This is a genomic window from Psychroflexus salinarum, assembly GCF_042677225.1.
Lineage (GTDB): Bacteria > Bacteroidota > Bacteroidia > Flavobacteriales > Flavobacteriaceae > Psychroflexus > Psychroflexus salinarum.
Window position 1 is genome coordinate 47,143 of the sequence record NZ_JBHTIV010000023.1, and the last position, 20,961, is coordinate 68,103.

Below are 20,961 nucleotides of genomic sequence, written 5' to 3' on the forward strand. Positions count from 1 at the left end.
TATAATAAATCCTTACTTTTGAGCAACTTAAAATTCTTAAATATCTCATGTCAACAACACAACATTTGCAAGATTTTGTTACTCAAGTCAGAAGAGACATTCTTCGTCAGGTTCATCAAGTCAATTCGGGACACCCGGGAGGTTCATTAGGATGTGCAGAATTCATTTCGATTCTTTATCAGGAGGTGATGGATTATTCTAGCGACTTCGATATGGATGGAAAAAATGAAGATCTTTTCTTTTTATCTAATGGTCATATTTCACCAGTATTTTACAGTGTTTTATCAAGATCAGGATTTTTTCCAGTAGAAGAACTTAAAACTTTCAGAAAAATCGATTCAAGACTTCAGGGTCATCCAACAACACATGAAGGTCTTCCTGGAGTAAGAATTGCGTCAGGTTCTTTAGGTCAGGGAATGTCAGTTGCTATAGGAGCAGCGCTCACAAAAAAAATGAATAAGGATTCTCACCTTATATACAGCCTGCATGGTGATGGCGAATTACAAGAGGGTCAAAACTGGGAGGCAATTCTTTATGCTGGTTCAAAAGGAGTCGATAATCTTATTGCAACTATCGACTACAATAAAAAACAAATTGATGGAGCCACAGATGATGTTTTGCCTTTGGGTAACTTAAAGAAAAAGTTTGAAGCCTTTGACTGGAAGGTTTTAGAACTCAGAGAAGGAAATGATATTGAGGCTATAAAGAAAACTTTAGCCGAAGCTAAAGACTTAACAGGAAAGAAGCAACCTATTGTTATCTTGATGGAAACTGAAATGGGTAATGGTGTTGACTTTATGATGGGTACTCATGCTTGGCATGGTAAAGCTCCAAATGATGAGCAACTAGAAACTGCTTTAGCTCAAAACCAAGAAACGCTTGGAGACTACTAAATTTCAATTCAGAAATAAATACTTATAAAGATTTTACTTAAATGAAAACATATAAAAACACAGGAAATATAGATACCCGTTCTGGATTTGGAGCTGGCTTAGCTGAGCTTGGTAAATCAAACCCAGATGTAGTTGCCCTTTGTGCAGATCTCACTGGATCTCTCAAAATGGACGAATTCAAGGACAGTCATCCAGATCGATTTTTTCAAATAGGTATTGCAGAAGCCAATATGATCGGAATCGCTGCAGGTATGACAATAGGAGGAAAGATCCCTTTTACAGGAACATTCGCCAATTTTTCTACTGGTAGAGTCTACGATCAGATTAGACAATCTGTTGCCTACTCAGGAAAAAATGTAAAAATTTGCGCTTCTCATGCAGGTTTAACTTTAGGTGAAGATGGAGCCACTCACCAGATTTTAGAAGATCTAGGACTGATGAAGATGCTTCCAGGTATGACTGTAATCAACACTTGTGATTATAACCAAACTAAAGCTGCTACTATTGCTATTGCTAAGCATGAAGGGCCAGTTTACTTAAGGTTTGGTAGGCCAAAAGTGGCAAACTTCACTCCGGAAGATCAGAAATTTGAAATAGGCAAAGCAGTAACACTTACAGAAGGTAATGATGTTACTATTATTGCTACCGGACATTTGGTATGGGAAGCATTAGAAGCTGCTAAAGCTCTGGATGAAAAAGGGATTTCGGCAGAAGTGATTAATATTCATACTATAAAGCCTCTTGATGAAAAGGCTATTCTAAAGTCAGTAAGAAAGACAAAATGTGTTGTTACTGCAGAAGAGCATAATATGCTTGGAGGACTTGGTGAAAGTGTTGCCAGGACTTTGGCGCTAAATCATCCAGCTCCCCAAGAATTTGTAGCTACAGAAGATACTTTTGGTGAAAGTGGAGAGCCACTTATGCTTCTCGATAAGTATGGATTGAATGCTAAAGCTATTTCAGAGAAAGCTGAAGCCGTAATATTGAGAAAGGAATAATTCTGATTTATTCTGAATGAAATTTTAAAGCCTTTAGATAATCTCTAAAGGCTTTTTTTAGCTTGATAGTGCCTTAACAAAATCATATAAAACGGTGAGTACAGGGTGATTTTTATTGTCTTTTCTGCTCAGAAATGCATCTTCAAGATTGAGGTTTTCTTCACCTACAATTTCTTTTATCTGTTTATCATTTACTTCTTTATAAGCCATAGACCAGTTTTTAAATTGGCGATCATCTAAATTTCCAGAATCAAGCAAGATCATTTCTGTATGTCTTTTATCTTTGCTTATGGATTTATAAACTTTATCAATTTCTTCAGCTGGCCCTTCAATATATTGAACAAATTTTCCTTGAATAAGCAAAAGAATCCCAGTGATCGCTAACTGCTTATTTTTATCTCTGACTTCAAATAAGAAGTCTTCAATACTCTTTTTGGACATTATACGAGACTGAGAGCTCATATAGGATACAAATTTTAATGACATTCGGGTTAAGCTTGATTAGCATGTAATTTAATATTTTTTTTGAAACTTAACATCCTTTGTCTGAAACTGCTTTAGAGAATACTTCAAATTTTAGTTAATTGAAGATTTCTTTAGCTTCAAATGCTAACTTTGTATCAAAATATTTACAATGGAATTAAAATTGACGCGTCCTATCTGTTTTTTTGATCTTGAAACCACAGGTACAAATATTTCAAAAGACAGAATTGTAGAAATTTCAATTTTGAAGGTTTTTGAAAACAATAATAAAGAAAGCTACACTTGGAAGGTGAATCCAGGAATCCCAATTCCTAAAGAAACCACAGCTATTCACGGTATTAGTGATGAAGACGTAGCTAATGAACCTAAATTTGATGAGCTAGCCCCTAAAATTAATGCGATGATCAAAGGTTGCGATTTGGCTGGATACAATAGCAATCGATTTGACATTCCTTTGTTAGCAGAAGAAATGCTTCGTGTAGGAATTGATTTTGATTTGAAAAAAGTCAATGCAGTCGATGTGCAAACTATTTTTCATAAAAAAGAAAAGAGAACTTTGGAGGCTGCTTATAAATTCTATTGTGATAAAGACCTTACAGATGCTCACAGTGCAGAAGCAGATACAAATGCAACTTACGAAGTTTTAAAATCTCAATTAGACCGTTATCCAGATCTGGAAAACGACACCAAATGGTTGTCGACCTATAGTGCTCATAAAAAATTCGCCGACCTTGCCGGCTTTATTATTCTGAACAAAAAAGATGAAGAAGTGTTTGGGTTTGGAAAATTCAGAGGAAAAAAAGTAGAAGATGTTTTAGAAAAAGAGCCAGGCTATTTTGGCTGGATCCAAAATTCCGACTTTCCTCTCTATACCAAAAAAGTCTTGACAGCTATTAAACTTAGAAAATTAGCGACTAAATAATTTAGACTATGAAACTGATTTGTATCGGAAGGAATTATGCCAGTCATATTTCTGAATTAAATAGTGAAAAACCAGAGCATCCCGTTGTTTTTTTAAAACCAGATTCTTCGGTTTTATTAAAAAACAATCCATTCATTATTCCCTCATTTTCAAAAGATGTCCATCATGAGGTTGAGGTGTTGGTCAAAATCAAAAAAGTAGGAAAACATATCCAGCCCAAATTTGCTCACAAGTATTATGAAGAAATTGGTTTGGGTATCGATTTTACAGCAAGAGACATTCAAAGTCAGTTGAAAGCTAAGGGTCTGCCCTGGGAAAAAGCTAAAGGCTTCGATGGTGCTGCGGTAATTGGAGAGAAGTGGTTTCCAAAATCAAAATTTCAAAATGTCAACGACATCTCGTTCAGATTAGAAAAAAATAAAACAATAGTTCAGTCTGGCTCTACTTCAGAAATGCTTTGGAAGATCGATGAACTCATCGCTTATGTTTCTCAATACTTCACCTTAAAAATCGGTGATATTATTTTCACAGGGACACCTTCAGGAGTAGGTCGGGTAGATGAAGGAGATGTTCTGGAAGGCTTTATAGAAGAGTCTTCATGTTTTTCAATTCAAGTTAAATAAGTTATGCAGGCAGAAATCATTACCATAGGAGATGAGATTCTTATTGGACAAATTATAGACACCAATTCAGCGTATATCGCTAAGCAATTAAACAAAATTGGAGTGGATGTGTACCAAATCACTTCCATTGAAGATGAAAAGTCGCATATTCTCAAGGCGTTCGAAGAAGCCTCAAAACGCTCCAACATTATCATTATCACGGGTGGTCTGGGTCCAACTAAGGATGATATTACCAAACATACCTTTTGTGAATACTTCAATGACGAATTGGTTTTGGATAAAAAAGTGCTGGCGCATGTGGAGGATATCTTCAAAAAATACGTCAACACACCCATTTTAGAAGCCAATCGATCGCAAGCCTGGTTACCTTCTCAAGCCATCACTTTACACAATGAATACGGGACTGCGCCAGGGATGTGGTTCGAAAAAGATGAGGTGGTTTACATTTCTATGCCTGGGGTGCCCTATGAGATGAAATCCATCTTAACCGAGCAGGCTTTGCCAAGACTTCAGGATAGGTTTCAAACTCCTTACATTATCCATAAAACAGTACTTACTTATGGTCTAGGTGAAAGTGCAATAGCAGAACGTATAGAAGATTGGGAAAATCATTTACCATCCTTTATCAAACTGGCTTACTTACCGAGTTTAGGTAGGGTAAGGTTGAGGTTGAGTGCAAGAGGGGAAGATGAAGCAGAGTTAAAATCTGGCCTTGAAAATGCTGTAGAAAGTTTAAACAGAATTATTGGTGATATTATAAAAGGGTATGAAGACGAGCAAACCTTAGAAGAAAGAGTTGCTGAGGCTTTTATTACTCAAGGTCAAACCCTGGTTACTGCCGAAAGTTGTACGGGAGGAAGACTTGCAGCAAAATTTACTGAAATACCAGGTGCTTCATCTTATTTTAAAGGATCTGTTGTGAGTTATGCCACTTCAGCTAAAAATGACGTTTTAAAGATTTCTGAAGAGCTCATTGAAAAATATTCTGTTGTAAGCTCTGAAATAACAGAAGAAATGGCTATAAAAGCTAAAGCAATGTTCAATGCGGATTTTGCTATTGCCACTACTGGGAATGCTGGTCCATCCAAAGGGGATAGCGATGCAGAAATCGGAACTGTTTTTATTGCTATCTCTACTCCAGAAAAAACACAAGTTCATGAATTTCAATTTGGTAAACACCGCGAGCGCGTAACTCAAAAAACTGTAAACAAAGCTTTGGAGTTGATTTATGAAGCTATTTTGAAAAATTAAAAAACAATAAAATTTATTTTTTCTAATTCAGAAAAAAGTCGTTAATTTGCATCCTGTTTTTAATAACACCTAAAAGTATATATAATGTCAAGAGTTTGTGAGCTTACTGGAAAAAGAGCATTGTCTGGAAATAACGTTTCCCACGCATTAAATAGAACTAGACGCAAATTTAGCGTAAACTTGGTCAAAAAGAGATTTTATATCCCTGAAGAAGATAAGTGGATTACTCTTAAAGTGTCAACTTCTATTCTAAAAACCATCAACAAAAAAGGAATTCACGCCGTTTTGAAAGAAGCTCGCGCTAAAGGATTTTTGACGAAATAGAGATTATAAAGCATTAAGATTATGGCAAAGAAAGGCAACAGAGTTCAAGTTATAATGGAATGTACAGAGCATAAAGAATCTGGACTTCCTGGAACTTCACGATACATTACAACAAAGAACAAAAGAAATACTCCAGATAGACTTGAGCTGAAAAAGTTCAATCCTATTATGAAGAAAATGACTGTTCACAAAGAAATTAAATAAGTTATGGCAAAGAAATCAGTTGGTACAATACAGACCGGAACAAAAAGACTTACCAAAGCTATCAAGATGGTAAAATCACCAAAATCTGGTGCTTATGTTTTCGAAGAAAAAATCATGGCTCCTGAGGAGGTTAGTGATTTTTTAAAGAGCAAATAAATTAAAGACTTTATTATATATGAAGCCGTCGCTAACCATGCGATGGCTTTTTTGTTTTTGTCTATCTTTGTTTACAATTAAGTCATAATCTTGATACATATAAAGGATGAGTTTTTTTAAAAAAATATTTTCGAAAGAGAAAAAAGAAAAGTTAGACGAAGGTCTTGAAAAGTCTAAATCTGACTTTTTTGGTAAGTTAAGTAAAGCAGTTGCTGGAAAGTCTAAAGTTGACGAAAGTGTTTTAGATGACCTTGAGGAAATCTTAGTTTCTAGCGATGTAGGTGTGACCACAACTATCAAAATAATAGATAGAATAGAAGCTAGGGTGGCAAAAGATAAATATCTAGGGACAGACGAACTTAATCTAATATTGAGAGAGGAAATTGCTGGCTTGCTTAGCGAATCGGAGAATGGAGAGCTTGAAAGTTTAGAGCTTCCAGAAGGTAAAAAGCCATATGTTATAATGGTTGTAGGCGTAAATGGTGTTGGGAAAACAACAACTATAGGAAAGCTTGCCAATCAGTATAAATTAAAAGGTAAAAAAGTTGTCTTAGGTGCCGGTGATACCTTTAGAGCTGCTGCCGTAGATCAGCTACAGATTTGGGCAGATCGTGTTGGGGTTCCTATCGTAAAACAGAAAATGGGAAGTGATCCTGCTTCAGTTGCTTTTGATACAGTGCAAAGCGCAATCAAACAAGATGCTGATGTAGTTATTCTCGATACTGCAGGTAGACTTCATAATAAAGTCAACTTAATGAATGAGTTGACTAAGATCAAGCGCGTTATGCAGAAAGTGACGCCAAATGTTCCTGATGAAGTTCTTTTAGTTTTAGATGGATCAACTGGGCAAAACGCCTTTGAACAAGCTAAACAATTTACTGCGGCTACTGAAGTTACATCACTTGCGATAACCAAACTTGATGGTACCGCCAAAGGTGGTGTGGTGATTGGAATTAGCGATCAATTTAAAATTCCAGTAAAATATATAGGAGTAGGTGAAGGCGTAGATGATCTTCAGATTTTTAATAAATATGAGTTTGTAGATTCATTCTTTTCAAATAAATAATACATGACAGAACAAAAACCAAAGCCGTTTTCATCAGAAAAGAATAAACTAATTATTACCAAAATAATCGTGATTTACTCAGCGTTTTTCTTGGTATTGAAAATTTCAGCAATAATTCAAGGCGGTTGGGTTGCGGCTAATTTACTAGTTGCCTTACCTATAGTCCTTTTGGGACTTTTAGGGTATTATTTCCTGAAAACCAATACAACCAACTGGGTGTATGCTATCGGTAGCATTGTGATTATTTCTGCTATGCGTTTTTATGAGCAAGAACTAACAGTCTGGCTTCATAATTTTGTTTCATAAATGTAAATTATTTATTTATAGTCTTTTAAATAACCTTTAAGGCTACTTCTTCAATAGTCAGTTTCATAGATCGTATCTTTGCAATTCAATTTTTAAAAATACATGAGAACAAAGTCAATCAAAAAAAATAAAATCAACGTTGTTACTTTAGGTTGTAGTAAAAATATCTATGATTCTGAAGTTTTAATGGGTCAGCTTAAGGCCAGTGGTAAGGATGTTGCTCACGAAACTGAAGGTGATGTGGTTGTGATTAACACCTGTGGTTTTATAGATAATGCCAAGGAGGAATCCGTCAATACGATTCTAGACTATGTTCAAAAGAAAGAGAGTGGAGAAGTTGAGAAAGTATTTGTGACGGGATGTTTGTCTGAACGTTATAAGCCAGATTTACAAAAAGAAATTCCAGATGTAGATCAATATTTTGGTACTACTGAACTTCCGGCTTTGCTTAAAGCTCTTGGAGCAGACTATAAACACGAGCTTATTGGTGAACGCTTAACAACGACTCCAAAAAATTATGCGTTTTTAAAAATTGCGGAAGGTTGCGACAGACCTTGTTCTTTTTGTGCAATCCCATTAATGCGTGGCGGACACAAATCTACACCGATTGAAGATTTAGTTGTTGAAGCTAAAAATCTCGCCAAACAAGGCGTGAAAGAACTTATTTTGATTGCTCAGGATTTGACTTATTATGGTCTGGATTTATACAAAAAACGAAATCTTGCAGAATTACTTAGAGAACTTGTTAAAGTAGAAGGTATCGAGTGGATTCGTTTACATTATGCGTTCCCAACCGGTTTCCCTACCGATGTTCTTGAAGTAATAAGGGAAGAAGAGAAGGTTTGTAACTATATAGATATTCCACTTCAGCACATTTCAGATCATTTATTGAAATCAATGCGAAGAGGAACAACACATAAGAAAACGACGGATTTACTTTATAAATTCAGAAAGGAAGTGCCAAATATGGCGATTAGAACCACATTGATTGTTGGTTATCCTGGAGAAACTGAAGACGATTTTCAGGAATTGAAAGACTGGGTAAACGAGATGCGTTTTGAAAGATTAGGTTGTTTCACCTATTCCCACGAAGAAAACACACATGCATATAATCTGGAAGATGACGTTCCTGAAGATGTCAAAATTCAACGTGCCAATGAAATTATGGAGATTCAATCTCAGATATCATGGGAATTGAATCAGCAGAAAATTGGAGAGACGTTTAGATGTGTCATCGACAGAAAAGAAGGTGGTTATTTTGTAGGGAGAACAGAATTCGATTCTCCAGATGTGGATAACGAAGTGTTGATAGATGCTAAAGCTCATTACTTAAAGACTGGTGAATTTGCTGATATCAAAATTACCGATGCTGGAGATTTCGACTTATATGGCGAGCCAGTCTCTGTAGAAGCTATTTTGAATTAACTTATCTTTTAAAGCTTTTTGAAATACCTCACTTATATTTGTGCTTATTCTAAACTTTTAAAATATGGCTGACTGTTTACCTTTTCGATCTACAGGATACTTTAGTGATCTTATTTCAGATTACATCGAAGAAAAACAAAACCTAAAGCCATTTTACAATAGATTTCCTTCCATAGATAATTTTAAAGATCAAATTGAGGAGAAAAGTAAATCCTATAATTCAGATAATCGAAAGGGTTTAGTAGAAGTACTTAAGAATCAATATGGTTCTTTATCAACTTCAGATAAAACCCAGCAACATATTGATTTATTATTAGAAGACTCTACATTTACGGTGACCACGGGGCATCAGCTGAATTTGTTCACAGGTCCGCTTTATTTTTTATATAAGATTGTATCTACAATCAACCTAGCTAAACAACTCAAAGAAAAATATCCCGATTCCAACTTTGCACCAGTTTACTGGATGGCCTCAGAAGATCATGATTTTGAAGAAATCAATTTTTTCAATTTCAGGCAACAGAAGATAGAATGGAAAAAAGAAACGGAAGGTGCTGTTGGGCATTTATCAACTTCCGGATTAGAAGAATTAGCAAGCAGCATTGAAAAAGAATTTGGGAAAAGTGATAATGCAGAATATCTGAAGGGACTTTTCAAAGTAGCTTATTTAGAGCATGAGACTTTAGCTAGCGCCACTCAGTTTTTGGCTAATGAGCTTTTTGGAGAGTACGGGCTTGTAGTTCTAAATGCAGACGATGCTAGCTTGAAATCCATGTTTTCTAAGCATGTAATAAATGACTTGCTTTATCATACAGCATTTCGTCAAACCGAAAAACAAGCTGATAAATTAGCTGATCTAGGATACAACATTCAAGTCAACCCGAGAGAAATCAACTTATTCTACATGCATGAAGGAATAAGAGAAAGAATTGTCAAGCAAGATGATAAATATCTTGTGATAGATTCAGATCTAAGTTTTTCAGAAAATGAAATCTTAGATTTAGTAGAAAAGTATCCAGAACGTTTTTCGCCAAATGTTGTTATGCGGCCATTGTATCAGGAAGTAATTCTGCCAAATTTAGCCTACATCGGTGGTGGTGGAGAATTGGCGTATTGGTTAGAGCTAAAATCTCTTTTTGAAGCAGAAAACGTAACGTTTCCCATGTTGATGTTAAGAAACTCAGTCTTGATATATTCTGAAAAAACATCAAAAAAACTTGATAGATTAGATACTCCAATTCAGGATTTGTTCTTGACTCCCCAGGCTCTCGAAGCCAAACAAACCAGGAAAAATTCTTCAATCGATATCAATTTTCAAAACCAGAAAAAAACTTTAGAAGATCAGTTTAAAGAATTATATGAGCTTGCGGAAAAAACTGATAAATCGTTTTACGGAGCAGTAGCTGCTCAGGAGAAAAAACAAAAAAATGGTTTGGATCACCTTGAAAAACGTCTTCTGAAAGCTCAAAAAAGAAAATTGAAGGATGAAAACGATCGTGTTTTAGAGTTACAGCGAATGCTGTTTCCTAATGAATCTTTACAAGAAAGAACACTCAATTTCAGTGAAATTTATATTGATCACGGGAGTCAGCTTATTCAAGACTTATTTGATGAGTTAGATCCCTTTCAATTTGAATTTCTTTGTCTAGAATTAACTATTTACAATACTAAATCTTAAGCTATGAAAAGCATGCACGCTGTTGATATGGAGACCGTCGAGATGACACTCGATATCATGAAATATGCGATTAATAGAATATCAAATACATCACCCGAACTCGGTAAACCAAAGCAAGAACATGAACTGCTAAAACTTGTTGGTGATACTGTGACTAAGGAAGGAATAGGAGGAGAGAAAGCTTTTCAGTTATTTCGAGATATTTTGGTAAAAGCCGCCGTGCCGGTAGATCATCCAAGACATCTTGCGTTTGTGCCAGCTGCACCAACGCGAGCAGCCGTTTTGTTTGATTTGGTAACTTCTGCCGCTAGTATTCATGGCGCTTACTGGATGACGGGCGGTGGCGGCATATTTTGTGAAAACAGAGCTATGGAATGGCTGGTTTCTCTTACGGGAATGCCAGAGGGAACTTTCGGTGTTTTCACCAGTGGAGGAACGGCAGCCAACCTTTCTGCTATTGTCGCCGCTAGAGAATACTGGAGATCGCTCAATGATGATAATAAAAAACTAAAAGGGTTAATCATCACTTCCAGCGGAGCTCATTCTTCAGTGAAAGCTATGGCACAGGTAATAGATGCCGATATTATCATGGTAGACGATAATGCTGAGCACAAGCTCACTAAAGAATGCCTTGAAAAAGAAATTAAAAACTTATCAGACTTTGATAGAAAACGACTGTTTGCAGTTGTAGCTACAGGTGGAACTACCAATGCTGGCATTATTGATGATTTAGATGGAGTTGCTAAGGTTGCAGAAAGAGAAAAACTTTGGTATCATGTCGATGCTGCCTATGGTGGTGCTGCTTTAGCAGCGCCTTCTGTAAGACATCTTTTCAATGGTATAGAAAAAGCAGATAGTGTAACAATAGATCCTCATAAATGGATGTTTTCCCCTTACGATTGTGGGGCTATTATCTACAAGAATATGGATTTGGCCAAAAATGCTCATTCTCAAAAAGGAGCGTATTTGGATATTTTCAAGGATGAGGGAGCTCAGGGTTTTAACCCTTCAGATTATCAAATCCAGTTGACTAGAAGACTTCGAGGTCTACCATTATGGTATTCACTTGCAATGCATGGAACAGATCGTTATACCAAAGCGATTGAGAGAGGATTAGAACTTGCAAACAACGCTGCTAAGCAGATAGAGCAATTGCCTCATGTGGAGCTTATTCGTGAGCCAGGACTTTCCTGTGTATTATATTCAAGGATTGGTTGGAGCTCAGAAGATTACAGAGAATGGACTTATAAAAATCATGATAGTGGTTTCGCTTTAGTCACACCTACAAAATGGACTTCTGATGAAGGAGAGATTACCTGTGCCAGATTTTGTTTTATAAATCCAGATACCACAGAAAAAGACATCAAGGAGATTTTAGAATCCATGAAATAAATTTATACACCTAGCTTATTCTGAATTTGAATTCAGTTAACTTGAAGGTTTAAGATACATTTCTTAATCCTTCAAGTTAACCTAATGACCCAATTTTTTATTGAAATAAATTTCAATTTATCTGAATTAATTTTGTCTGTGTGTTTTGGACAGGCAGGTCCAGTTGTTAACCACTTCAAGTATATTATTGAGCTTTCTGAATTGGAACCTCTATAAATGTATCGTCCCATCCCATCAATAGGTCGGACCCGTCTACCGAAGGTTTAAACGTGATAGAGAAATTTTCAACAGAAGCAGCTGTTTGTTTCGCAGGGACTGTAGTTCTTAAAATATCTAAAGAATCGTCGTAACTATATGCGCCCCAAACATTTATTTTCTCATTAATGATTATTATCCATTTCTTTTCTTCGGGAATGGTGTAGAGAGAGTAGGTTCCGGCTTCAATTTCAGTTCCATTAAAAAGAACATCTTCATAAAAAGTAATCTCAGTAGCTTCATTGGCGCCAGTTCTCCATACTTTGTTATAAGGAACAAGTTCTCCGAAAATGACACGATCTTTTTTCTTAGGTCTGCTGTAGATAATTCTTGCCAAAGGCGAGTTATCTTGATTCCTGGTGATAACAGCATCCATTGGACTCTTGTCAATATCAGAAAAGTCCTGAGCTGAAGCAGAAAACGTAATTAGAAAAACAATTAGGCAGCTATTAAATAGTTTCATAAGTCAAATTTTTAGACAAGTGTAGTTTTAAGTTTTGTCTTTGTAAGTTTAAATCTTGTTAAAGTAATATTTATACCGTTACAGAAACACCATTCTAAGCTGAATTTATAAAATGAAGGCTTTACTACCGTTTCCAATTTTAACTTCAACAAAATGGATTTAATAGCGTTAACCGTATCAAAAAACACATCCAATTCACTATATTTGTTCGTTGTTAAACTAATAATAAATTATGAGCGAAGAAGTCAAAAAACATAATTATTCGGCTGATAGTATTCAGGCTTTAGAGGGAATGGAGCACGTAAGAATGCGTCCATCCATGTATATAGGAGATGTTGGAGAAAGGGGTTTGCATCACCTCGTTTACGAAGTGGTCGATAACTCTATAGATGAAGCTATGGGTGGTTATTGTGATAAAATTGACTTGATTATAAATGAAGATGGTTCTATCACCACATCCGATAACGGTCGTGGTATTCCTATCGACATGCACAAGAAAGAAGGTGTTTCTGCACTTGAAGTAGTTATGACCAAAATTGGAGCTGGAGGTAAGTTCGATAAAGATTCTTATAAGGTTTCTGGTGGACTTCATGGAGTTGGAGTTTCGGTAGTAAACGCACTTTCTGTAAAGCTACATGCGCGTGTGTTTAAAGACGGCAGAATTTGGGAGCAGGAATATGAAAGAGGTAAAGCGATTTACCCTGTTAAACCTACTGGAGAAACTGAACTAAAAGGGACTGAAATTACCTTCAAGCCAGATTATGAAATTTTTCAAGAATCGGTTGAATTTAAGTATGAAACTCTGGCAAAACGCTTAAGAGAATTGGCTTTCCTTAATAAGGGTATTAAAATTTCAATCGTAGATAAACGTCAAACCGATGACAACGGCGAATACAGAAGTGATAATTTTTATTCAGAAGAAGGCCTAAAAGAATTTATACGTTTCATTGATGCTAACCGCGAGCCAATCATTTCTGAAGTGATTGCGATGGAAGGTGAGAAGAATGATATTCCTGTGGAGGTCGCTATGGTTTATAACGACTCTTACGGAGAAAATCTTCATTCTTATGTGAATAATATTAATACTCATGAAGGAGGAACTCATCTTTCTGGATTCAGACGAGGTCTTACAGCAACTTTAAAAAAGTATGCCGATAACTCTGGAATGCTAGATAAGCTTAAATTTGAGATTACAGGTGACGATTTCAGAGAGGGACTTACAGCTATAGTTTCAGTAAAAGTGTCGGAGCCACAATTTGAAGGACAAACGAAAACCAAGCTAGGTAATCGTGAAGTAACTTCTGCTGTTTCCCAGGCGGTTACTGAAATGTTAGAAATTTATTTAGAAGAAAACCCTAATGACGCCAAAACCATTGTTCAAAAAGTGATTTTGGCAGCGCAGGCAAGACACGCCGCTAAAAAAGCACGTGAAATGGTTCAGCGTAAAACGGTGATGAGTGGTGGTGGTTTGCCTGGTAAGCTTTCAGATTGCTCTGAGACCGATCCAAATGCCTGTGAAGTTTTCCTAGTTGAGGGAGATTCGGCGGGTGGAACAGCCAAACAAGGTAGAGATCGTAATTTTCAGGCTATTCTGCCATTAAGAGGTAAAATTTTAAACGTTGAAAAAGCGATGCAACACCGTGTTTTTGAAAATGAAGAAATAAAAAATATTTACACAGCCCTTGGAGTAACCATAGGAACAGAAGACGATACAAAAGCACTAAACCTTTCTAAATTAAGATATCATAAAGTGATTATTATGTGTGATGCCGATGTGGATGGTAGTCACATTGCCACTTTAATCTTGACTTTCTTCTTCAGATACATGAAAGAACTCATCGAGGCGAGTCATATTTATATTGCAACGCCTCCTTTATACCTGATCAAAAAAGGGAGTAAAAAACGTTATGCCTGGAGTGAGAAAGAAAGAAACGAAATTGCAAACGAATATAAAGGCGGAGTAAGTGTTCAGCGATACAAAGGTCTTGGTGAAATGAATGCCGAGCAACTTTGGGATACCACGATGAATCCAGAAAATAGGATTTTAAGACGTGTTACTATAGATGACTTAGCAGAAGCTGATAGAATTTTCTCTATGTTGATGGGGGATGAAGTTCCGCCTCGTAGAGAATTTATAGAGCAAAATGCTGTGTATGCAAATATCGATGCATAATAGATTATACATGAAAAGCAAAAAACTTCTCTTTATAATTTTTATTCTACTTTCATTTATGAGTTCATACTCTCAAAATGGAATCGAAAATCTGTTATCTTCTGGTTTAGATGATGCTAATAGATTTGCGAATGCCTATACAAAACCAGGCTCTGATGCAGTCATTTATGGACTTGCCAATGGTTGGTACAATACTGCTAAAGTAAAAGGACTTGGAAGTTTTGAGATTTCAGTCATAGGTGGGGTTTCGCAAATAAATGAAGATAAAACTTCATTTGAATTAAATCAAGACGATTATAATTCATTACAGTTTGAATCGGGCAGCAACTCTCAACAAGTTGGGACTGTTTTCGGTCAAAACTCCCCAGATGTAAGTATGAATATTTCAGAGGGAGGTCAAACAATTGGTTCTATTACCCTACCGCAAGGTCTGGGTTCTGAAAACATTGAGTATCTTCCAAATATTATGTTACAAGGTAGCGTTGGTTTGCTATTTGGTACTGAGTTAAAGTTAAGATTCTTACCAGAGGTTGAGGCTAAAGATGTGACTTCACAGTTTTACGGAGCTGGTTTGCAGCATGAGTTTACAAGCTGGATCCCTGGTATTAAAGTATTACCCATCGCTATATCTGGTTTTATTGGTTACAATAAATTTGAAGGTGAATACAGGTTTTCAGAACAATCTACTTTGGTTTCGGGGTCCAATCAGTCTATCCGTACAGACATAGATTCTTGGCATTACGCCTTAATAGCATCTACAAAACTACCTGTAATTAATTTTTATGGAAGCATAGGGACTGTGTCAGGTTCTGCAGATACAAGATTAAAAGGTGAGTACACTGTAAACACAGGAGTTTCACAAATTCAAGGAGCTACACTTGTGGATCCTTTGAATATTAATTACTCAGTTAATGGATTTAGAGCAACTTTGGGAACCAAATTATCATTGGCATTTTTTAAACTAAACATAGATTATAGTTTCCAGGAATTCAATAGTTTAAATGTTGGAGTCAATTTTGGAATTTAAATATTAATTATAAAAATAAATTTAAGATGAAAATTACAGTAGTAGGTGCTGGCGCAGTTGGCGCTAGTTGTGCAGAGTATATTGCAATCAAAGATTTTGCTTCAGAAGTAGTTCTTCTGGATATTAAAGAAGGATTTGCAGAAGGTAAAGCTATGGATTTGATGCAAACAGCAACTCTAAACGGATTTGATACAACTATCACTGGTACAACAGGAGATTACACCAAAACAAAAGATTCTGAAGTTGCAGTTATTACCTCTGGTATTCCAAGAAAACCAGGAATGACTAGGGAGGAACTTATAGGAATAAATGCTGGTATTGTAAAAGATGTAGCAACTCAGCTTGTTAAGCATTCTCCAAATGTTACCATTATTGTAGTAAGTAATCCGATGGATACTATGACTTACTTAGCACACAAGGAATTAAACTTGCCTAAAAATAAAATTATAGGTATGGGTGGTGCTTTGGATAGTGCGAGATTTAAGTACAGATTAAGTGAAGCTTTGGATTGTCCGGCTTCAGATGTTGACGGTATGGTCATCGGTGGACATAGTGATACTGGTATGTTGCCTTTAACTCGATTAGCTACACGAAATAGTGTTCGTGTAACTGAGTTTCTTTCCGAAGAAAGATTGTCGAAAGTTTCAGAAGATACTAAGGTTGGTGGAGCAACTTTGACCAAATTGCTAGGAACAAGTGCCTGGTATGCTCCAGGAGCTGCAGTTTCATCTTTAGTTCAGTCTATTGCTTGTGATCAGAAAAAAATGTTTCCTTGTTCTACACTTTTAAACGGAGAATATGGGCTAAATGATTTATGCATTGGAGTCCCTGTTATTATAGGTAAAAATGGGATCGAAAAGATTGTAGAAATAGAGCTCAATGACGAAGAAAAAACAAAACTGAACGAAAGTGCTGAAGCAGTTAAAAAGACTAATAGTCTTTTGGAATAACTTCAAACTTTTTTAAACACAACAGACCTGACCATCGTCGGGTCTGTTATTTTTTTGTTTAAAAGTATATTTTTAGGGGGTGAAATAGGGTTTCAAAAGTTAAAATTATCTTTAATAAAAAAATTGCCATTTCTATATCGAAAACCTATATTTGCCTGATTTTATAACAGCACTAATAATTTAAAAATGCAGAATAAAGGACTCATTAAGCTATTTGCTATCTTATTTGGTTTGGTAAGTATTTACCAATTGTCATTTACATATATAGCCAATAATGTTGAAGATAAAGCTGAATCTTACTCAGAAAGACAAATCCCCAAGAGTGAAGAAAACTTCACAGAAAAACGAGCAGTTGTTGCAGAACAATACTTAGACTCTATTGGTGACCAGTCAATTTTTGCTGGTATCACTTACAATACTGCCAAAGACAAGGAGCTTAATAAAGGTTTGGATTTAAAAGGTGGTATAAACGTTATTCTTCAAATTTCGGTTGAAGATCTTTTAAGGGGTTTGGCGAATAATTCCAAAGACCCAGCTTTTAATCAAGCCTTAGCAGAAGCACAAGAAGCTAGGAAAAACAGTCAGGACAGTTATTTAGAGCTGTTTTTTGAAGCATTTGAAACCAAAGAAGGAGCGAGCTTAGCTTCTCCAGATGTTTTTGGTACCAAAGCCCTTGCTGATGAGATAAGTTTTGACATGACAAACAGTCAAGTAAGACCTATCATTAATAGAAAGATTGATGAGAGTATAACTTCAGCCTTTGAAGTCTTAAGAGAACGTATCGATAAATTTGGTGTTACACAGCCTAATATTCAGCGTTTAGGAGATTCAGGAAGAATTCTTATTGAATTGCCTGGAGCTAAAGACATAAGCAGGATTCAAAACCTACTACAGAGTACAGCTCAACTTGAATTTTGGGATGTTTATCAAGCAAACGAATTCTCTGATTATTTAGTGAATGCAGATGCAATTATTGCTGAAAACATTAAAAGCGAAGTTGAAAAAACTGAGAATGAAAAAACTCAATCTACAGAGCAAGAAGAAGAAACTACTGATGAAGATGATTTAGAGGATTTATTATCGACTGAAGAAGATACTGACGAAGATCTTTCTAAATCTAATCCATTATTAAGCCTTGTTCAATCTGTCGGACAACCACAAGGTCCTGTTATTGCTTATTTTGCGATAAAAGATACAGCTAAAGTCAATTCTTATTTAGCTATGCCTCAGGTTAAATCTCAATTACCTTCAGGTAAAAAATATGCTGAATTTGTTTGGGGAAAACCACCTAAGGATTCCGAAATTATTGAACTTTATGCACTAAAAGGTAATAGAAATAATGAGCCACAAATGAGTGGTGCAGTAATCACAGATGCACAACAGACTTATGATCAAGTTGGACGTGTTGCTGTAAGTATGCAAATGGACGGTCGTGGAGCGAAAATTTGGGAGGATATGACTGGCAGAGCTTCTGCCCAAGGTTCTCAAATAGCTATTGTCTTAGATGATTTGGTTTACTCCGCTCCTGGAGTTTCGAGTGGTGCAATCTCTGGAGGTAGAAGTGAAATTACAGGTCAATTTACGATTGAGGAAGCACAAGATTTAGCCAACGTATTAAGAGCTGGTAAATTACCTGCTTCTGCTGATATTGTGCAAAGTGAAATTATAGGTCCTTCATTAGGACAGGAAGCTATTGATAGTGGAATACTATCATTCATTATTGCATTGGTTTTCGTTCTAATATATATGATATTCTATTATGGTAAAGCTGGTTTATATGCGGATATAGCTTTAGTAGTTAATATTCTATTCATTTTCGGAGTACTATCAGGTCTTGGGGCTGTATTAACTTTACCTGGTATTGCAGGTATCGTTCTTACTATTGGTATGTCTGTGGATGCAAACGTTCTTATCTTTGAGAGAATTCGAGAAGAGCTAGCTAAAGGAAAGACGCAAGCCGAAGCGATAAGCGATGGTTTCAAAAATGCATTATCTTCTATTCTTGATGCTAACATAACTACAGGTCTTACAGGTATTATTTTACTTACGTTCGGTACAGGACCTATCAAAGGTTTTGCAACCACCTTACTTATAGGTATCGTTACATCACTATTTTGTGCTATATTTTTAACACGTTTATTTATTTCAGGTGGAGGTAAAAAAGGAAAATCACTTCCTTTTTCTACTGGAATCACAAAAGGCTGGTTTCAAAATATAGACATCAATTTCTTGAAAAAAAGAAAAATAGCATATATCATCTCAGCTATCGCTATCTTGATAAGTATTGGGTCTTTAGCAACTAAGGGTCTTAATCAAGGTGTAGATTTTGTTGGAGGTAGAAGTTATACTGTTAGATTTGACCAGGCAGTCAATCCTTCTGAAGTTGAATCTAAACTTGTAGGAGAGTTACAAAGTGTTGAAGCAAAAACATATGGGTCTTCTAATCAACTTAAAATAACCACTAATTTTAAAATTGAAGAAGAGGGAACTGTTATCGATGATGAAATTCAATCAATTTTATTTAATGGTTTACAAGATTATCTGCCTAACGGAATTACACTACAGGAATTTAAAATAGGTGATAGCAATTCTGATAAAGAATACGGTATTATGTCTTCTATCAAAGTTGGACCAACCATTGCAGATGATATTAAGACAGCTTCTTATTATGCTATTTTGGGATCACTTATCGTTGTATTTTTATATATTCTTATAAGATTTAGAAGATGGCAATTTTCTTTGGGTGCGGTAGCAGCTGTTATTCACGATGTGATAATAGTGTTAGGTTTATTTTCTTTATTATATAATGTATTACCATTTAGTTTGGAGATCGACCAAGCTTTTATAGCAGCTATCCTTACAGTAATTGGTTACTCATTAAACGATACAGTTGTTGTGTTTGATAGAATTCGAGAATTCTTTAATGAGCATCCATCTTGGAAAATGGATAAACTTATTAACCTAGCAGTAAGCTCAACAATAAGTAGAACAATAAATACATCTTTGACAACACTTGTAGTATTGATAGCAATATTTATTTTCGGGGGTGACAGTATAAGAGGATTTATGTTTGCTCTTATAATTGGAGTAATCGTAGGTACTTATTCTTCTGTATTCATAGCTACTCCAGTGATGTTTGATTCAGTTAAGAAAAAAGGAATCGATCTAGCGGATAAAATGCCACAAGAGGAGGAACAAAAAGAAAAATTAAAGATGTAAAAATTCATTAATCAAAAAAAAATCCTGTGAAATTATTTCACAGGATTTTTTTTTGATTAAAACTCAATGAGTGATAACTTTTTACCAGCGAATTATCACACTTCCCCAAGTAAAACCACTTCCAAAAGCTGCAAGAACAACTAAGTCGCCTTTCTTTATTTTATCCTCTTCCCAAGCCTCAGTAAGTGCTATTGGAATAGATGCAGCAGTAGTGTTGCCGTATTTCTGAATATTATTATGAACTTGATTGTCATCAAGTCCTAGTTTATTTTGTATAAACTGGGATATCCGTAAATTAGCTTGATGCGGAATAAACATGTCGATATCTTCCTTTGTAAGGTTATTAAAGTCAAGCCCTTCTTTTATAACTTCGGAAAATCTAACAACGGCGTTTTTGAAAACTAACTGCCCGTTCATCTTTGGATAATATGGAATGTCTTCTTGGGGGTTTTCTGCTATAATCTCAGGAACCCATTTCTCAGTCGATGGACCTCTCAAAGATAATTCATCGATATACTCACCTTCAGAATGTAAATGCGTTGAGAGAATACCAGATTCATCATCACTTCTGGTAAGTAAAGCTGCACCAGCACCATCTCCAAAAATCACGGAAACGTGTCTACTTCTATTCGTCATATCAAGCCCTCCGCTGTGATTTTCGCTACCTATGACAAGTACATTTTTGTACATGCCCGTTTTAATGAATTGATCTGCCACAGAGATACCGTAAACAAAACCACTACATTGATTTCTTACGTCTAAAGCTGGGCAGGTTTTAATCCCAAGCTTTTCTTGGATTTGGACACCACACCCTGGAAAATAGTAGTCGGGACTAAGTGTGGCAAAAACAATAAGCTCAATGTCATCTTTATTTATTTGAGCTCTTTCAATAGCCTGCTTAGCAGCCTTTAAGCCCATTGTAGATGTAGAGTTTCCATCACCTTTCTTAATATGTCTGCGCTCCTTGATACCAGTTCTTTCTTGAATCCACTCATCTGAAGTGTCCATCAGTTGACTTAAATCGTGATTTGTAACCACATGTTCTGGAACATACTTTCCTAATCCTATTATCTTAGATTTGTACATATTTTTTTTAATTATTTTGCAATGCAAGGTAAGGATTATTGGGCATCACATAATCTTTAAACTAAAA

General features: G+C 35.8%; 20 protein-coding genes. 17 read left to right on the plus strand and 3 right to left on the minus strand.

Annotated elements, in window-relative coordinates:
• Nucleotides 1-47: 47 nt before the first annotated feature.
• On the plus strand, nucleotides 48-893 hold the full coding sequence (locus ACFQ0R_RS12375) for a transketolase (RefSeq protein ID WP_379658691.1): 846 nt from the start codon (nucleotides 48-50) through the stop codon (nucleotides 891-893).
• A 41-nt stretch (nucleotides 894-934) separates the two neighbouring features.
• Nucleotides 935-1,891 (plus strand): transketolase family protein, encoded by a 957-nt coding sequence (locus ACFQ0R_RS12380; RefSeq protein ID WP_379658692.1) that lies wholly within the window; start codon nucleotides 935-937, stop codon nucleotides 1,889-1,891.
• Between the two features lie 57 nt (nucleotides 1,892-1,948).
• Here the strand turns inward: ACFQ0R_RS12380 and ACFQ0R_RS12385 are convergent, their stop codons facing one another.
• Nucleotides 1,949-2,353, minus strand: a complete 405-nt coding sequence (locus ACFQ0R_RS12385; protein WP_379658693.1) for a BLUF domain-containing protein — start codon at nucleotides 2,351-2,353, stop codon at nucleotides 1,949-1,951.
• Between the two features lie 172 nt (nucleotides 2,354-2,525).
• Here ACFQ0R_RS12385 and ACFQ0R_RS12390 point away from each other — a divergent pair, with 172 nt between their 5' ends.
• From ACFQ0R_RS12390 to ACFQ0R_RS12440, 11 genes are all read left to right on the plus strand, one after another.
• A complete protein-coding gene (locus tag ACFQ0R_RS12390) occupies nucleotides 2,526-3,296 on the plus strand; it encodes an exonuclease domain-containing protein (RefSeq protein WP_379658694.1) in 771 nt (256 codons plus the stop codon).
• An 8-nt stretch (nucleotides 3,297-3,304) separates the two neighbouring features.
• Nucleotides 3,305-3,919: a fumarylacetoacetate hydrolase family protein gene (locus ACFQ0R_RS12395; protein ID WP_379658695.1), complete on the plus strand. Its 615-nt coding sequence runs from the start codon at nucleotides 3,305-3,307 to the stop codon at nucleotides 3,917-3,919.
• A gap of 3 nt (nucleotides 3,920-3,922) precedes the next feature.
• The gene (locus tag ACFQ0R_RS12400; protein ID WP_379658696.1) at nucleotides 3,923-5,170 is read left to right on the plus strand and encodes a competence/damage-inducible protein A; all 1,248 of its coding nucleotides are present in this window, start codon (nucleotides 3,923-3,925) and stop codon (nucleotides 5,168-5,170) included.
• 84 nt (nucleotides 5,171-5,254) lie between these two features.
• Complete coding sequence (rpmB, locus tag ACFQ0R_RS12405) at nucleotides 5,255-5,494, plus strand: 50S ribosomal protein L28 (RefSeq protein ID WP_093367471.1); 240 nt, start codon at nucleotides 5,255-5,257, stop codon at nucleotides 5,492-5,494.
• Between the two features lie 21 nt (nucleotides 5,495-5,515).
• Entirely contained in the window at nucleotides 5,516-5,698 is a 183-nt protein-coding gene (gene rpmG / locus ACFQ0R_RS12410; protein WP_003440979.1) for a 50S ribosomal protein L33, read from the plus strand.
• A 3-nt stretch (nucleotides 5,699-5,701) separates the two neighbouring features.
• Nucleotides 5,702-5,854 carry a DUF4295 domain-containing protein gene (locus ACFQ0R_RS12415; RefSeq protein WP_379658697.1) on the plus strand — a complete coding sequence of 51 codons (153 nt, stop codon included), beginning with the start codon at nucleotides 5,702-5,704 and terminating at the stop codon, nucleotides 5,852-5,854.
• A gap of 106 nt (nucleotides 5,855-5,960) precedes the next feature.
• Complete coding sequence (ftsY, locus tag ACFQ0R_RS12420) at nucleotides 5,961-6,920, plus strand: signal recognition particle-docking protein FtsY (protein ID WP_379658698.1); 960 nt, start codon at nucleotides 5,961-5,963, stop codon at nucleotides 6,918-6,920.
• Nucleotides 6,921-6,923: 3 nt separating this feature from the next.
• Nucleotides 6,924-7,226 carry a hypothetical protein gene (locus ACFQ0R_RS12425; protein ID WP_379658699.1) on the plus strand — a complete coding sequence of 101 codons (303 nt, stop codon included), beginning with the start codon at nucleotides 6,924-6,926 and terminating at the stop codon, nucleotides 7,224-7,226.
• Between the two features lie 102 nt (nucleotides 7,227-7,328).
• A complete protein-coding gene (rimO, locus tag ACFQ0R_RS12430) occupies nucleotides 7,329-8,651 on the plus strand; it encodes a 30S ribosomal protein S12 methylthiotransferase RimO (protein ID WP_379658700.1) in 1,323 nt (440 codons plus the stop codon).
• A gap of 64 nt (nucleotides 8,652-8,715) precedes the next feature.
• Nucleotides 8,716-10,329 (plus strand): bacillithiol biosynthesis cysteine-adding enzyme BshC, encoded by a 1,614-nt coding sequence (gene bshC, locus ACFQ0R_RS12435; RefSeq protein WP_379658701.1) that lies wholly within the window; start codon nucleotides 8,716-8,718, stop codon nucleotides 10,327-10,329.
• Nucleotides 10,330-10,332: 3 nt separating this feature from the next.
• Nucleotides 10,333-11,721 carry a pyridoxal phosphate-dependent decarboxylase family protein gene (locus tag ACFQ0R_RS12440; protein WP_379658702.1) on the plus strand — a complete coding sequence of 463 codons (1,389 nt, stop codon included), beginning with the start codon at nucleotides 10,333-10,335 and terminating at the stop codon, nucleotides 11,719-11,721.
• A 184-nt stretch (nucleotides 11,722-11,905) separates the two neighbouring features.
• Here the strand turns inward: ACFQ0R_RS12440 and ACFQ0R_RS12445 are convergent, their stop codons facing one another.
• A complete protein-coding gene (locus tag ACFQ0R_RS12445; RefSeq protein ID WP_379658703.1) occupies nucleotides 11,906-12,439 on the minus strand; it encodes a DUF2911 domain-containing protein in 534 nt (177 codons plus the stop codon).
• 232 nt (nucleotides 12,440-12,671) lie between these two features.
• Between ACFQ0R_RS12445 and gyrB the strand changes: the two genes are divergently transcribed.
• The 4 genes from gyrB (at nucleotide 12,672) to secDF (ending at nucleotide 19,808) form a co-directional block, all read left to right on the plus strand.
• The gene (gyrB, locus tag ACFQ0R_RS12450; RefSeq protein ID WP_379658704.1) at nucleotides 12,672-14,612 is read left to right on the plus strand and encodes a DNA topoisomerase (ATP-hydrolyzing) subunit B; all 1,941 of its coding nucleotides are present in this window, start codon (nucleotides 12,672-12,674) and stop codon (nucleotides 14,610-14,612) included.
• A 10-nt stretch (nucleotides 14,613-14,622) separates the two neighbouring features.
• Nucleotides 14,623-15,639, plus strand: a complete 1,017-nt coding sequence (locus tag ACFQ0R_RS12455; protein WP_379658705.1) for a DUF6588 family protein — start codon at nucleotides 14,623-14,625, stop codon at nucleotides 15,637-15,639.
• Nucleotides 15,640-15,665: 26 nt separating this feature from the next.
• Nucleotides 15,666-16,589 carry a malate dehydrogenase gene (locus tag ACFQ0R_RS12460; protein ID WP_379658706.1) on the plus strand — a complete coding sequence of 308 codons (924 nt, stop codon included), beginning with the start codon at nucleotides 15,666-15,668 and terminating at the stop codon, nucleotides 16,587-16,589.
• A 186-nt stretch (nucleotides 16,590-16,775) separates the two neighbouring features.
• A complete protein-coding gene (gene secDF / locus ACFQ0R_RS12465) occupies nucleotides 16,776-19,808 on the plus strand; it encodes a protein translocase subunit SecDF (RefSeq protein WP_379658707.1) in 3,033 nt (1,010 codons plus the stop codon).
• Between the two features lie 81 nt (nucleotides 19,809-19,889).
• On the opposite strand, the gene ACFQ0R_RS12470 is transcribed toward secDF, so the two are convergent.
• Complete coding sequence (locus tag ACFQ0R_RS12470) at nucleotides 19,890-20,894, minus strand: 3-oxoacyl-ACP synthase III family protein (RefSeq protein WP_379658708.1); 1,005 nt, start codon at nucleotides 20,892-20,894, stop codon at nucleotides 19,890-19,892.
• Nucleotides 20,895-20,961: the final 67 nt, after the last annotated feature.

What these genes read in the sequence shown, in the direction of transcription:
- ACFQ0R_RS12375 (WP_379658691.1), top strand. Translation starts at nt 48, where the DNA reads ATGTCAACAACACAACATTTGCAAGATTTTGTTACTCAAGTCAGAAGA.
- ACFQ0R_RS12445 (WP_379658703.1), bottom strand. Translation starts at nt 12,439, where the DNA reads ATGAAACTATTTAATAGCTGCCTAATTGTTTTTCTAATTACGTTTTCT.
- ACFQ0R_RS12395 (WP_379658695.1), top strand. Translation starts at nt 3,305, where the DNA reads ATGAAACTGATTTGTATCGGAAGGAATTATGCCAGTCATATTTCTGAA.
- ACFQ0R_RS12400 (WP_379658696.1), top strand. Translation starts at nt 3,923, where the DNA reads ATGCAGGCAGAAATCATTACCATAGGAGATGAGATTCTTATTGGACAA.
- ACFQ0R_RS12440 (WP_379658702.1), top strand. Translation starts at nt 10,333, where the DNA reads ATGAAAAGCATGCACGCTGTTGATATGGAGACCGTCGAGATGACACTC.
- gyrB (WP_379658704.1), top strand. Translation starts at nt 12,672, where the DNA reads ATGAGCGAAGAAGTCAAAAAACATAATTATTCGGCTGATAGTATTCAG.
- rpmG (WP_003440979.1), top strand. Translation starts at nt 5,516, where the DNA reads ATGGCAAAGAAAGGCAACAGAGTTCAAGTTATAATGGAATGTACAGAG.
- bshC (WP_379658701.1), top strand. Translation starts at nt 8,716, where the DNA reads ATGGCTGACTGTTTACCTTTTCGATCTACAGGATACTTTAGTGATCTT.
- ACFQ0R_RS12380 (WP_379658692.1), top strand. Translation starts at nt 935, where the DNA reads ATGAAAACATATAAAAACACAGGAAATATAGATACCCGTTCTGGATTT.
- ACFQ0R_RS12390 (WP_379658694.1), top strand. Translation starts at nt 2,526, where the DNA reads ATGGAATTAAAATTGACGCGTCCTATCTGTTTTTTTGATCTTGAAACC.
- rpmB (WP_093367471.1), top strand. Translation starts at nt 5,255, where the DNA reads ATGTCAAGAGTTTGTGAGCTTACTGGAAAAAGAGCATTGTCTGGAAAT.
- ACFQ0R_RS12415 (WP_379658697.1), top strand. Translation starts at nt 5,702, where the DNA reads ATGGCAAAGAAATCAGTTGGTACAATACAGACCGGAACAAAAAGACTT.
- ACFQ0R_RS12460 (WP_379658706.1), top strand. Translation starts at nt 15,666, where the DNA reads ATGAAAATTACAGTAGTAGGTGCTGGCGCAGTTGGCGCTAGTTGTGCA.
- ACFQ0R_RS12425 (WP_379658699.1), top strand. Translation starts at nt 6,924, where the DNA reads ATGACAGAACAAAAACCAAAGCCGTTTTCATCAGAAAAGAATAAACTA.
- ACFQ0R_RS12470 (WP_379658708.1), bottom strand. Translation starts at nt 20,894, where the DNA reads ATGTACAAATCTAAGATAATAGGATTAGGAAAGTATGTTCCAGAACAT.
- secDF (WP_379658707.1), top strand. Translation starts at nt 16,776, where the DNA reads ATGCAGAATAAAGGACTCATTAAGCTATTTGCTATCTTATTTGGTTTG.
- rimO (WP_379658700.1), top strand. Translation starts at nt 7,329, where the DNA reads ATGAGAACAAAGTCAATCAAAAAAAATAAAATCAACGTTGTTACTTTA.
- ACFQ0R_RS12385 (WP_379658693.1), bottom strand. Translation starts at nt 2,353, where the DNA reads ATGAGCTCTCAGTCTCGTATAATGTCCAAAAAGAGTATTGAAGACTTC.
- ftsY (WP_379658698.1), top strand. Translation starts at nt 5,961, where the DNA reads ATGAGTTTTTTTAAAAAAATATTTTCGAAAGAGAAAAAAGAAAAGTTA.
- ACFQ0R_RS12455 (WP_379658705.1), top strand. Translation starts at nt 14,623, where the DNA reads ATGAAAAGCAAAAAACTTCTCTTTATAATTTTTATTCTACTTTCATTT.